Below are 12,903 nucleotides of genomic sequence, written 5' to 3' on the forward strand. Positions count from 1 at the left end.
ATAACCTTATTTCAATTTAAACTTATTTTTGTAATTAAAGCGCTGCGCTGTTGTTCTTGGCAGCAAGACCTGCTTTACGCTGGCTATATTTAGACCAGAAATAACCAACCACCAGTCCTAAGCCAATCACCACCAGAATGGCAGATAAATTGGACCAGACCAACGGCATTTCCTTGGTTAATACACCAAACAGCAAACCAAAGGTGGCCGGTGCAATACCTGCATTATGCCCTTCGGAAATGGTAGGCGTCAGCAAGATGGCAAAGACCACAATCCAGCTTACGCCGCCAAGTGGATGAGGCAGACGTTTGGCAATTTCATACCAGCACCATAAAATAATCAGGCTACCCAATAGATAGACCGTAACGGCAATGGTATTTTCAGGAATTGATTCTAAAAAAGTCATTAAATTTTCCATCACTCAACTCCTGAATTTAACTTAGGCACCGCGTAAGCCTTCTGGCTCAACCGCATTCGGATTAATTAAACCTTCTGGCGGCATTTGAATAAAGAAGCCTTTGGTTTGAATCGAATCCATGACATGCAGAATATTGGCCCGCGCGAGTTTACGGTTTTCATGCAATTCTAAATCCATAACAAACGTTGCACGACCAAATGCAGTACGCAGTACTTCCGGTACCACTTCAAGCGGATCTGCCGCTTCTGCTTGATCATCTTGGCTTTCAATACGAGCGACATAAAGATACATTTCATCTTTTTTGCTCGATTTATAAATTGAACAGAACATATTCAGCACAATACTCGTTTAACTCAGGCCAAAGCATACATCAAAAAAAAGACGGATACATTAGTGATTATTAACGCATCAGTCGTGATTGTGTACAAATCATAATTCTGGCAGCAGTTTGCTGTTTTTTTAATCCATCACTTTCATATGATTGGATAAATACTGCTGATCTTGATGCAGCACTTCAATCAGCGGCTTGGTCAGCAGATCATAACGCCAGCCCAATAAATAGCTTGGTAAATCCTGCTCATCATTTTTAAATACCACATGCTGATACAGGGCATTCAGCCATTTTTTCCGCATCAGTACTTCTTTGGGGATACCGGTTTCATTGACGCCGCGCTGAATCACCTGCTCAATGTGCTGTCCCACCTCTTTGGAAGAATAGCGAATTGGACGCGCCATGCGCAGCGGCCAGTGCTCTGGATCGGGCAGGAATTTCAACAGGTCTAAAATGGTTTTGCCATGTTCACGTAAAATATTCGGACGGATCTCCTTCACGTGTGACAGCTGAAAATTATTTTTCGGATTTTTTTCAACCAGATCCAGTAAGGTGGTATTTTTCAGAATAAAGCTGCGTGGCTGGTTTAAAGCCTTAACCATCTGTTCACGCCAGACCACCAATTGCTGTAACTGCATAAGCTGACGGCGTGAATGGCGGTAATTACCGACATCCTGATACAGACGCTCTAGCGGTGTATCTTCCCCAATTTCCTGGGTTAAATGACGGCAGTCTTCTACCACCAGATTCAGTAACGATTTTTGCTGCAAGTCCTGCTGTACTTTTTCTGCCAGTTGCATTAAATACAGCACATCATTGGCTGCATATTGCAACTGTTCCGGTGATAATGGTCGCGCCAGCCAGTCCGAACGGGTCTGGTCTTTGTCAATATCGACCTCTAGCACCTGCTTTAGAGCATTCTGATAGCTGACCTGCAGACCATAGCCCAAAAAGGACATGCCAACCTGGGTATCAAATACATTTTTCAGTGATTTTTGCTGGGCATAATGATAGATCAGGTCAATATCTTCGCCGCAAGCATGGAAAATATTCTGCTGCGCCTGGAAGATTTTTTCCCAGAACGCCGAAAGATTCAGCGTTGTTCCATCCAGCAAATAAACTTTTCCTGCGACATTAATCTGGAACACCCCCAATTTGGGCCATAAGGTATCAACCTTGATGAATTCGGTATCCAGTCCATAGGTAGAGTTTTGACTCATTAATGTTAAAACATTTTCAAAGTCTTGTTGCTGTTGAATAAATTGGAACATAGCAGAGAGAGTCGTTAAAGTTTCTCAAGGGGTATTTTAACCAATAAATATAATTTAGCTATAAAAAAATAAAACTTACGGTATATTTTGCTGATTTTTTTAAAGTTTAAGCTCAAGATAAACAAAAGTTTATATTTTTTATATCTTAGTTAAAGTTTCAATATTTGATTAAGACCCAATTTAAAAAGTTGAAATCTGATGAAATAAGCACCGGAGTACTTATTTCATGCGCATACGGTTATGGACAGCCTGACTTAAAGTGTGACTGTCGATATATTCCAGTTCACCACCTTGCGGCACGCCCTGGGCAATCCGGGTCATCTGCACCGGTAAATGCTTGGTCGCTTCGACCAGATAATGCGCCGTCGCCTGACCTTCTACCGTGGCATTGGTCGCCAGAATCACTTCTTTGACCTGACCCGAGCTTAAACGGTGAATTAAAGCTGGAATCCCGATTTCTTCCGGGCCAATCCCGTCAAGCGGCGATAAATGCCCGCCCAAGACATGATATTTACCGCGGAAGCTGCCACTTTGTTCAATTGCCATGACATCGGCTGGTGATTCCACCACGCAGAGTAATTCTTCATCACGTTCCGAAGATGCGCAGATATTGCACACTTCATCTTCGGTTAAAGAATGGCAGATGGAACATTCGTGAATATGCGTGGTCGCCTCATTTAAGGCATAAGCCAGACCCAGCGCGCCTTCACGGTTTTTCATGATCAGGTGCAAGGCCATGCGCTGGGCCGATTTTGGCCCAACACTTGGCAAAATACGCAAGGCTTGTACCAGTTGATCAAAACGATCGCTGAACACAGATGCGCTACCTTAGAACATGCCTGCCAAACCTGGTGGTAAGCCCATACCAGAATTCGCTGCTTTCATACGTTCTTCAGAAATGGTTTCTGCCTGACGCGCTGCATCATTCATGGCCGCAGCAATCAGGTCTTCAATCATGTCTGGATCGTCTTGTAACAGTTCAGGATTGATTTCAATACGCTTTACCACGTTACGGCAGGTCATGGTTACTTTGACCAGACCACCGCCCGCTTCGGCATGCACTTCAGTTTGTGCCAGTTCTTCTTTGGCTTTCTTGATATTGTTTTCTACTTCTTTCTGCATGCGCTGCGCTTGCTGCATTAACATATTAATGTTCATAAAAATCTCCGAACAAAACTGACATCTTTGGCTAAGCACTCTACACGAAAATTCAGCAAAAAGATGTCAGAATTTATAAATTAAATCAGGTCTAAACCACGGCTAAGGTCGCGAATAATATCATCAATATCTTCCAGACCCACAGAAACACGAATTAAACCTTCTGAAATACCGGCTTGCTGTTTGGCTTCGGCAGACATACGGCCATGTGAGGTGGTGGCAGGATGGGTAATCGTAGATTTTACATCGCCAAGGTTACTGGTAATGGATAAGAAACGCGTGTTATCAATGACGGTCCATGCGCCTTCACGCTCACCTTTCACCACGAACGATACAACACCGCCAAAACCGCTTTGTTGTTTTTTCGCTAACTCATGCCCTGGATGCTGCGGCAAACCGGCGTAATATACGGTTTCCACTTTTGGATGGGCATCCAGCCATTCTGCCAGCTTCTGTGCACTAGCACAGTGGGCTTTCATTCGCAGGTTCAGGGTTTCCAGACCTTTAAGGAAGACCCAGGCATTAAACGGGCTCATCGAGTTACCCAGGGTACGAATCACGCCATTAATTTCTTCCAATAACTGATGATTACCGACCACTGCACCACCCAAGGCACGGCCCTGACCATCAATATATTTAGTTGATGAATAAATGATTAAATCCGCACCAAATTTAATCGGCTGCTGTAAAACCGGGGTACAGAAGGTATTGTCAACGGCAAACAAGGCATTGGCTGCATGGGCAATATCAGCAATCGCTTGCAAATCACCCACTTGCGCCAATGGATTAGATGGGGTTTCAATAAACAGTAAACGTGTATTCGGGCGAATCGCCTGCTGCCAGGCCGCTAAATCTTCCAGATCAACAAAGGTTACATCTACGCCAAATTTCATGACGTATTTTTCAAATAATGAAATGATCGAACCGAATACCGCGCGTGAACACACCACATGATCGCCGGCTTTTAAATAGGCCAGGGTAATTGCATGTACTGCAGCCATACCTGAACTGGTGGCCACGGCACGTTCTGCGCCATCGAGCACTGCTAAGCGTTTTTCAAAAGTATGGACAGTCGGATTGGTATAACGGGAATAGGTATTCCCTTCAATTTGCCCAGAAAATTTGGCGGCTGCATCAGCTGCACTTTCGCAAACAAAAGACGATGTTAAAAAGATGGGTTCACTATGCTCACCCTCGAAGGTACGGTCATGACCAGTACGAATTGCCAAAGTATCTAACTGATATTCGATCTCGTCTTGTTCGCTCATCTCGATTTTCGCCCTTAGACTACCGTTATAAGAATTGCCAACATTTTGAGCGCCCAAGGTGTTTAAGGTCAAGGTAAAATATGGAAATATCGCTTAGACTTCATCCAACTCAGCGTCATGACAAGCAGATAGAGGCTATGAACCCAGTACAGAAAAAATTTGCAGATCAACGCAAGAAGTTAAAAAACTTATCGACCCGGCTTTTTAACAGCAAGACTTTGGTGCTCTCCCAAACCACACCGTATGAGATCATTGGCGAATACCAACACGCACAAATCCGTTATTACGCTTCACCCAATAAAGCCTATCAGGAGCCGCTGGTCTTTGTTGCGCCGCTGGCGATTAATATGGCGATTTATGATTTGTATCCCTATCGCTCTTTAATCAAGCATTTCCAGCATAGCGGTTTTGATGTCTACCTGATTGACTGGGGACGTTTAAACTATGCCCATCGTCATTTAAATTTTATGTACTTTATTAATGCCGCAATTCCGCATTGTATTGAACAGATTCGACAGCATTCCCATAGTGAGCAGATTTCCCTACATGGCTGGAGTATGGCCGGCGTCTTTGTGATGCTGTATACCGCCTATCGTCAACCTCAGATTGTGAAAAACCTGATGGTGCTGGGCAGCCCGGTGGACAGTTATGCTTCCGGTCGTATCGGCCAGCTGTTTAAACGCAGCAACCAGCTGATTTCACGTAATCACAAATTAAAACAGGCCTTACATCAGGGCTCTATTCCCCCACATTTCATTCATACACCCGGCATCATCAACGCTTTAGGTTTTAAAATTCTAGATCCTAAAGGCTGGCTGGACAGTCAGCGCCAGCTGTTTCTCAACCTGCATGATCCGCAAATACTGCATGAACATGCCACGCTGGGGAATTTCCTGAACAATATGATCGATTATCCGGGCGGGATTAATCAGGACATGGTACTGAATGTCTGGCTGCAAAATCCGTTAAAAAACGGCATTATCCGCCTGAAGGATGAACATATTGAACTAAAAAATATTCGCTGTTCTTTATTTGTCGGGGCCGGGCAAAGCGACCAGATTGTGACGGCTGCCGCTGCACAGCCTTTAAGCCAGTTGACAAGTAGTACAGATGTCACGTTTACTCTTATTCCGGGTGGTCACTTAGGCCTGATGTCCAGCCAGAAAAGTGCCAATGAATTCTGGCCCAAGCTGACCCGTTGGCTCGAGCAAAGATCAACAAAAATACACAAGGAAACCGCATGATTCAGTCCGTTGCATTTATTGGTTTGGGCGCTATGGGATACCGCATGGCCGCACATTTACCCCAGCATTTTGATACAGTCTATGTCTGGAACCGTAATTTTGCCAAAGCCGAGCAACACGCAGCGGAATATGCTACACAGGCGGTTGAGCTTGAACAGGCCGTACAGGCCGATGTGATTTTTTCCTGCCTGCCGACCAGCCAGGATGTAGAACATCTGTTAGAGGGTTTGACGCTAAAAGCCGGCTCTATCTGGGTGGACTGTACCAGCGGTGTTCCAGATTCTGCCCAAAAAGTGGCTGCGCAGCTCAAAGCACAACAGGTAGATTTTCTGGATGCACCTGTCAGTGGGCAAACCATCGGTGCAGAAAAAGGCACCTTAACCGTGATGGTGGGCGGGGATGCGCAAGCATTTGAAAAAGCCCTACCCGTGATGCAGGCTTTTGGGCAACTGATCAAGCATGTCGGTGAACCGGGCGCTGGTTTTGCTGTTAAAGCCATTAACAACATGCTGATGGCTGTCAATTTATGCGCCGTTGCCGAAGGATTTACCACCTTAAAAGCGCATGGGGTAAACTTAAACGAAGCGCTGGATTGTATTAATGCCTCAAGCGGCAAAAGCGCGGTAACGGAAATGGTGCTACCTCAACGTATTCTTAATCGCGCATTTCCACTAACCTTTGCCCTGCCACTACTGGCCAAAGATACCGGAATTGCTTTAGACTTGGTACGCGATGCAAAACTTTCAGCACCGGTACTCGGACTGGCCCAAAGTTTGATTCAGGCTGCCAATGCTACTGCTGAACCAGATAGCGACTTCTCCAGTGCCGTTAAAATGTATGAGGCCTGGAGCAAGATTACAATTGAGTAAGATCTGGCCATTGAATAATCAGAATAAAACCTAATATTGTGAGTAGATGCTTACCCACAATGTTATTACAGAGGAAACTCGTATGAATAAGCTCACTGTTGCATTATTGACTAGTCTTGCAACATTCATTGGGGCAAATACCACTGCTTTTGCTTCAGCACAGGAATGTCAAAAGCTGAAAAATGATCATGATGTGATTTATGCATCAAAAGGCTTCTGCTTTAAAGATCCTGAAGCCAAAGCCAAAGCCAAATTTGGCAATGACAACTGCTATACCACCAAGCCAAAATTTTCTGAAAGAGAGCAACAACGACTTGACGAAATCAAGGCGCGTCAGAAAGAATTGAACTGTAAATAATTCAATGCATTGATTAAAGGAAATATCATGGCTTACGATGATCAAAATATTTTTGCAAGAATCCTGCGTGGAGAACTGCCTGCAATTAAAGTCTATGAAGATGAACAGGTTCTTGCGTTTATGGACATCATGCCTCAGGCAGATGGTCATACACTGGTCATCCCGAAATCACCTGCGGTTACCCTGCTCGACTTAGATCCACAAGTCGCAGCCTACACCATTCAGGTGGTGCAGAAAGTTGCCAAAGCCATGGAAAAAGCCTTAGGACTAGATGGAATTGTATTAATGCAGCTGTCTGGCGCTGCTGCGGGACAAACTGTACCGCATGTTCATTTCCACCTCATTCCCACCTCGGTACATCAACTCGGCAAACATGCTGCGCAGATGGGTGACCAGGAAAAAATCATGCAACTGGCTGAAAAGATTAAGGCAGTGCTTTAAAATATTTTCCCCAGTGAAATGTAAAAATGAATGGAGCGACTGCTCCATTTTTTTAAGCAGAACTTCTGCTAAACCTATTTTTATGACACTAAGGTGTCAATTCGCTTGCAATTAAGTAATTCATTTTAAAAATTCTTCCAGATTTTTAAATTTATCTTTTTATAACAATGCTATTAAAAGTAAGTTTTTGATCTGATTTGTACTTTTTAATATTTTTGAAATATTTCCTTAATATTACTGTCGCATTTGTAAGGAATACTTAGCACCAATAGAGAACGGGGGTAGATCAATCCTACTTCTGAACAATGTTTAGGACTAAAAACAATAGTCTGTATTGGAGCTACACATGAAAAAAACGCTTTGCGCATTAGCAGTTGGGGCAACCTTATTTACACCAGCATTAGCTATGGCTGCTGATGTAAAAGTATATGGTCGTGCACACGTATCTTTAGACTATCTTGATGATGGTGCAGACTACAACGAAGTTGGACTATCTTCAAACTCTTCTCGTTTAGGCTTCAAAGCTGAACAAAAATTAGAAAACGGCATGACTGTTTTTGGTCAAATCGAACAAGAAATTAACTTCGCTAGCGGTTCAGCAAACGATGATTTAGAGTTTGCAACTCGCGATACTTTCGTTGGTTTAAAAGGTGATTTTGGTCAGGCACGTGTAGGTCGCTTTGACAGCCCGTTTAAAGTTGCTCGCGGTCCAGTCAACTTCTTTGGTGACCAATTAGGTGATATCCGTAACGTAACACGTGCAGGTAACTTACGTTTTGATGAACGTAATGCCAATACGATTGAATATAAATCACCAAAATTTGGCGGTGGCTTTAATGTAATCGGTGCATTATCTCTACACGAAGATAACAGCGTAGATAACGAAGCAAATAAAGATAAAGCTTATGACCTTGCTTTAACATATAAAGAAGGTCCAGTTGATTTTGCTGCTGCGTATGAACACTATGAAGAAGATGCAAACCGTGGTGAACGTGATGGCTTCCGTGTTGCAGCTGCATATAAAATCACACCTGAATTAAACTTCGGTGGTTTATATCAGTATTTAACGCATGATAACGATGCTGACAACCCAGATGCTCAAGTATTTGGTGTAGCAGCGGATTATAAGTTTGCGCCAAAAACTTATTTACGTGGTCAAGTGTTCCACCGTGATGTAGATGCAGATGATGCAAATGCAACTCTTCTTGCAGTGGGTCTTGAACATCGCCTAGACAAAGCAGTACGTGTATATGGTAACTTGGCTACTGTACTGAATGATGAAAACTCAAATCTGACTCCATGGTCTCAAGGACGCTCAAATAGCGTAGGCGGTGTTGATGGCGAAGATGCATTCGGTCTTTCTCTAGGTTTCCGTTACGACTTCTAAGTCTAACCTCTACCTAAAAAGCAAAAAAAACACGCTTCGGCGTGTTTTTTTATATCCAGATTTCTAGATTAAAAAGCCAACCTCAGGTTGGCTTCATTATATAAACAGACTTATCTTTTCAGGAAACCTGACACCATATTCAGTACATTCTGAATATCATTATTGGCTTCAGTTTTACTGGTCTGCTCACCCTGTGGAGTTAAAGAGTCAATAATCTGTGGCAACACCTGTGAAATTGCGCCATAAATATCCTGCTTAGGAGCATGGGTTTGCTGCGCCACCTGTTCCACTTCTTCATCATCAAACAGGTTCTGTACCTCTTGCGGATTCACACTGGCATTCTCGCCCGGCCCGGTCGAAACCCAGTCATCCACCTGGCTGCTTAGGCCCTGACCTTTTAATTTGTCCAATGCACCTTGCAAACCACCCTGCTTTTGAATCCAGGCCAGCACCAAAGGCAATACCGCAACCAGAAGAGAAGTTTTAGAACTACCACCTAGCCCCTGACTGGAACCACCGAATTGGCCCAGCACAGAGCCTAAAATCCCACCCAAACCGCCTTGCTGGCTTTGCCCACTCTGCTGGTGATTATTTCCCAGTTGACCTAGAACTGAACCGAGAATACCGCCTAGCCCAGCACTTTGTTGGGATTGCTGCTGATTAGAATTTGAACCTAAGGCCTGTTTCGCCAAAATTTCCACAATATTGCTTAAGTTTGTCATGATTTTTATTTCTTCCTTTAATGACATTCACTCAGCATACGATGCTTCATTCATTTGAAACATCCGAAATTGTTATGTTTTTGCAAAAACCGCAGAAAAGCTGAGCATTACCAGCGATATTTATCCCAGTTTTCCGGGTTAGCCCAGAATTTGGAATTAAACCAGTCCGGTACATGCTTATAGGTCAAAATATTAAATTGCCACAACATTAGGTCATGCTGCGGCTGGCTTTTATCCATCAGTTGGGTAAAGCCCAAGGCACGTAATAAAGGTTCATCTTGACGTTTAGTCACCACCACCATACGTTTGGCCAGCAAATCACGCAGTTTCACCAAAAGCTGCGATTTCTGCGCGCTGCTCAAATCTGCCATTTCTTCAGTATCGAGTAGTACAAAAGCCAAATCAAAACGCTGGGTAAAAGGCAGATTTAAGAGCGTAGTTACGTTAAAATATTGCCATTGAATTGTCTGATGATGATCGTATTGTTCAAGATGTTGACCAATACACAATGCAGTAGAAACTGGCTGCTCCTGGGTTAAATCGTCTAGCATAGAAGTGATGACATTCATCTCAGCCATGACTGCATTCCTTATGATGAAAGTGAGTATTTTTTATGGAACTACAAGGCATTTGCCATAAAATGCATGCAGGTCTAAAGGACCTTAGTGTAACTGATCAACAGACACACCGGGCAAATGTTGAATATAAATTTATTCTGGATAGCTCAGAAATCGAACTGCCTTTTCGCTTGGGTCAAGAAATAGAAATTGAATGGACCGGCAATATTTACTGTGTTTCTTGCGGCAGTAAAACACCAAAATCCTATTCACAAGGTCACTGCTTTAAATGCTTTAAAACCAAAGCGTCCTGTGACATGTGCATTATGAAACCTGAAACCTGCCATTATCATTTAGGCACTTGCCGCGAAGAAGAATTTGCACGATCTGTCTGCTTCCAGCCGCATGTGGTGTACCTAGCCAACTCCAGTGGCTTAAAGGTCGGGATTACCCGTATTGGCCAAATGCCAACACGCTGGCTGGATCAAGGGGCGACTCAGGCCTTACCGATTATGAAAGTCGGCTCTCGTCGTTTATCTGGCCAGCTGGAAATCATGTTTGGTTCACAAATTGCCGATAAAACCGACTGGCGCAAACTGCTCAAAGGTGAAGCTGAACCGGTCGATTTAATTGCGACCCGTGACCAGCTGATTGAAGAATTTGCACCAAAAATCAGCACCATTCGTGAAGAATTTAACCAGAATCTTGAGTTTAATGAAACATTGGAATTGATGGAGCAGGAACGTCCACGTGAGTTTATTTATCCGGTGGAACAGTATCCTGAAAAAATTAAATCGCATAATCTGGATAAGACCCCGGTGATTCGCGGCAAACTTTTCGGGATTAAAGGACAATATTTAATTTTAGATACTGGCGTAATTAATATCCGTAAATATACCGGCTATGAACTGATTATCCGTACTGAATAAACTTTTCACCAAAATATAAGCACAATAAAAAAACCGGCGTTTGCGCCGGTTTTTTATTATGCAGTCAGACTTATTCAATATCTGCTTTAGCTTTCAGATACTGGGTATAGTCATCCAGTTCTTGCTGGGCGCGCAGCTGTTGATACAACTTGGCAAGCTCCTGTAACTGTTCAGGCGTTAAAGCATTTGAAGTGGTACGGTTCACATTCGATACTGCCACGACCACCAGTTCATTTGGCAAAGCTGCCGTGGTCACAGACCACATCCCTTGCTTCGGTGGCATCAAGCTAAATGCAGCACGCTCAATTTCACGCTTTAAACGACCTTCAGCACGGGTAAATACACCAGCATCTTCAAAACGGATTTGCTGCTGAGCCAAGACTTCTGCAGCCGGTTGCGTCTTGAACTCATCCAGTGATTTCTGGATTTTGGCTTTGGCTGCATTAAAGGCTTTTTCTTCAATCAGTTTGGCACGTACACGTGGTGTTGCTTCAGCCAGGGTTTGCACACCCGCAGCATGATACTCACGTACTTTCACCCAAACCACATTACCATTGGCCATTTGAATGTTACTTGAAGCGTTACGATCGCCGTTTTTCACATCATCATTAAACAGTTTCACCTTCACACTTGGATCAGATAATACTGGATGCTGAGAAGCCAGACTAAAGCCTTTTACCGATTCAACCTTGGTGCCTTTGACTTCCTGAGATACCACATCCAGCGCATCACTACCCACCACCATCTCATTCAGGCTATTTACCGTATCCGAGAAGGCATTTTGCTGTTTGGTCTTTTTCAGTTCTGCAGTTAAACGGGCTTTTTCCGCTTCAAAAGAAGGCACCTGAACTGCATCGGTTTCAACCTGAATTAGATGATAACCATATTGGGTTTTCACCGGCTGAGAAATCTGACCTGATTTCAGACTGGTGACTGCCTGATCAAAGGCATTGCCAAAGGCACCCACGTCATAAGCCTCAAATAAGCCACCCTTGTCTTTAGATTCCGGGTCTTCTGAATATTTCTGTGCAGCAGCGGCAAAACTGGTGCCCTGCTGGATTTCAGCATACACCTGATCCGCCAGTTTTTTGGCAGCTGCATCATCACGTGCATCGGTGGTAATTAAAATATGTTTAACCTCACGCGCTGCATTTTTTTGCTGGGCTTCAATAAACTTGTCATAGGCCTGTTGCAATTCTGCATCGGTAATTGCAGCTTCAGTCGCGGAAATATGTGCTGGCGTCAGAACAATAAAGTCGACATCAACATTGGCGACCTGCTTAAACAGGGTCGAATGTTTATTGTAATAATCACTGATTTCTTGCGCTGAAACCTGAATATTTTTCTTATATTCATCCAGTTTAATGCTGGATAAATGCAAGGTACGCTGTTCGGTTTGTAAATTGGCAATCTGCTGGATATCCAGCTCGCTCACCAAGGCATGATCCATAAAGCTCGCGCTAAGCATTTTCAAGGCATGATCCTGACGCAGGTTCTGGATTAAAGCCTGACTGCTCATGCCCACTGAACGCAGGTAATTGGCATACAGTGCTTCAGAAAACTGGCCATTTTCCTGAAAGCTTGGTTGCTGGGCAATCATCTGCTCAATTTGCGCATCGCTTAAGGAAATACCCAAATGTTCCGTCTGTTGTAACAGCAAGGTACGTGCAATCAGAGTATCGAGTGCTTTATTTTCAATATACGCCTGATTCAACAAGGTCTCATCGCCTTGTGTATAGCTGAGATATTGTTGTTTTAATGAGTTGGTTAAGGCTTCTAATTCCTGTTTGGAAACCTGTTGCCCATTTACTGATTTTGCCGAGTCGGCAGAATTGCCGCCACTAAAATATCCTTCAATACCTACAAGTGCTAAAGGGATCAGAAACAGAACGAGCAAAACCTTGCCCAACCAGCCCTTAATAACATTACGAAAAGATTCCATAAGTATTC

The 12,903-nt window shown here is 43.7% G+C and carries 15 protein-coding genes; 6 read left to right on the forward strand and 9 right to left on the reverse strand.

The annotated features are described in order from the left end of the window. Positions 1 to 34: 34 nt before the first annotated feature. The 6 genes from F905_RS05730 to F905_RS05755 form a co-directional block, all read right to left on the reverse strand. Complete coding sequence (locus F905_RS05730; protein ID WP_005178416.1) at positions 35 to 418, reverse strand: hypothetical protein; 384 nt, start codon at positions 416 to 418, stop codon at positions 35 to 37. A gap of 21 nt (positions 419 to 439) precedes the next feature. Then, positions 440 to 748 carry a YcgL domain-containing protein gene (locus F905_RS05735; RefSeq protein WP_005178417.1) on the reverse strand — a complete coding sequence of 103 codons (309 nt, stop codon included), beginning with the start codon at positions 746 to 748 and terminating at the stop codon, positions 440 to 442. Between the two features lie 129 nt (positions 749 to 877). Continuing rightward, positions 878 to 2,020: a ribonuclease D gene (locus F905_RS05740; protein ID WP_005178419.1), complete on the reverse strand. Its 1,143-nt coding sequence runs from the start codon at positions 2,018 to 2,020 to the stop codon at positions 878 to 880. Between the two features lie 219 nt (positions 2,021 to 2,239). Next, a complete protein-coding gene (gene recR, locus F905_RS05745; protein ID WP_005178420.1) occupies positions 2,240 to 2,836 on the reverse strand; it encodes a recombination mediator RecR in 597 nt (198 codons plus the stop codon). Between the two features lie 12 nt (positions 2,837 to 2,848). Next, positions 2,849 to 3,178 carry a YbaB/EbfC family nucleoid-associated protein gene (locus F905_RS05750; RefSeq protein ID WP_005178423.1) on the reverse strand — a complete coding sequence of 110 codons (330 nt, stop codon included), beginning with the start codon at positions 3,176 to 3,178 and terminating at the stop codon, positions 2,849 to 2,851. Between the two features lie 80 nt (positions 3,179 to 3,258). After that, a complete protein-coding gene (locus tag F905_RS05755) occupies positions 3,259 to 4,446 on the reverse strand; it encodes an O-succinylhomoserine sulfhydrylase (RefSeq protein ID WP_005178426.1) in 1,188 nt (395 codons plus the stop codon). A 137-nt stretch (positions 4,447 to 4,583) separates the two neighbouring features. On the opposite strand from F905_RS05755, the gene F905_RS05760 reads away from it, so the two are divergent. From F905_RS05760 to F905_RS05780, 5 genes are all read left to right on the forward strand, one after another. Further along, positions 4,584 to 5,690: an alpha/beta fold hydrolase gene (locus F905_RS05760; protein WP_034597772.1), complete on the forward strand. Its 1,107-nt coding sequence runs from the start codon at positions 4,584 to 4,586 to the stop codon at positions 5,688 to 5,690. Next, the gene (locus F905_RS05765) at positions 5,687 to 6,559 is read left to right on the forward strand and encodes an NAD(P)-dependent oxidoreductase (protein ID WP_005178431.1); all 873 of its coding nucleotides are present in this window, start codon (positions 5,687 to 5,689) and stop codon (positions 6,557 to 6,559) included. The genes F905_RS05760 and F905_RS05765 overlap by 4 nt, the downstream gene beginning before the upstream one ends. Before the next feature lie 82 nt (positions 6,560 to 6,641). Beyond that, positions 6,642 to 6,917: a YARHG domain-containing protein gene (locus tag F905_RS05770; protein ID WP_005178432.1), complete on the forward strand. Its 276-nt coding sequence runs from the start codon at positions 6,642 to 6,644 to the stop codon at positions 6,915 to 6,917. A gap of 27 nt (positions 6,918 to 6,944) precedes the next feature. Next, positions 6,945 to 7,358, forward strand: coding sequence for an HIT family protein (locus F905_RS05775; protein WP_005178433.1), 414 nt, complete (start codon positions 6,945 to 6,947; stop codon positions 7,356 to 7,358). A gap of 346 nt (positions 7,359 to 7,704) precedes the next feature. Beyond that, positions 7,705 to 8,745 (forward strand): porin, encoded by a 1,041-nt coding sequence (locus F905_RS05780; RefSeq protein ID WP_005178434.1) that lies wholly within the window; start codon positions 7,705 to 7,707, stop codon positions 8,743 to 8,745. Positions 8,746 to 8,855: 110 nt separating this feature from the next. Here the strand turns inward: F905_RS05780 and F905_RS05785 are convergent, their stop codons facing one another. Beyond that, the gene (locus F905_RS05785; protein WP_005178435.1) at positions 8,856 to 9,467 is read right to left on the reverse strand and encodes a YidB family protein; all 612 of its coding nucleotides are present in this window, start codon (positions 9,465 to 9,467) and stop codon (positions 8,856 to 8,858) included. 107 nt (positions 9,468 to 9,574) lie between these two features. Then, on the reverse strand, positions 9,575 to 10,045 hold the full coding sequence (locus tag F905_RS05790) for a DUF6231 family protein (RefSeq protein ID WP_005178437.1): 471 nt from the start codon (positions 10,043 to 10,045) through the stop codon (positions 9,575 to 9,577). 35 nt (positions 10,046 to 10,080) lie between these two features. Between F905_RS05790 and F905_RS05795 the strand changes: the two genes are divergently transcribed. Next, positions 10,081 to 10,953, forward strand: coding sequence for a DUF2797 domain-containing protein (locus F905_RS05795; protein ID WP_005178440.1), 873 nt, complete (start codon positions 10,081 to 10,083; stop codon positions 10,951 to 10,953). 70 nt (positions 10,954 to 11,023) lie between these two features. On the opposite strand, the gene F905_RS05800 is transcribed toward F905_RS05795, so the two are convergent. Further along, a complete protein-coding gene (locus F905_RS05800) occupies positions 11,024 to 12,895 on the reverse strand; it encodes a SurA N-terminal domain-containing protein (RefSeq protein ID WP_005178442.1) in 1,872 nt (623 codons plus the stop codon). Positions 12,896 to 12,903 lie beyond the last annotated feature (8 nt).

This window comes from Acinetobacter sp. CIP 53.82 (assembly GCF_000369465.1).
GTDB classification, from domain to species: Bacteria; Pseudomonadota; Gammaproteobacteria; order Pseudomonadales; family Moraxellaceae; genus Acinetobacter; species Acinetobacter indicus.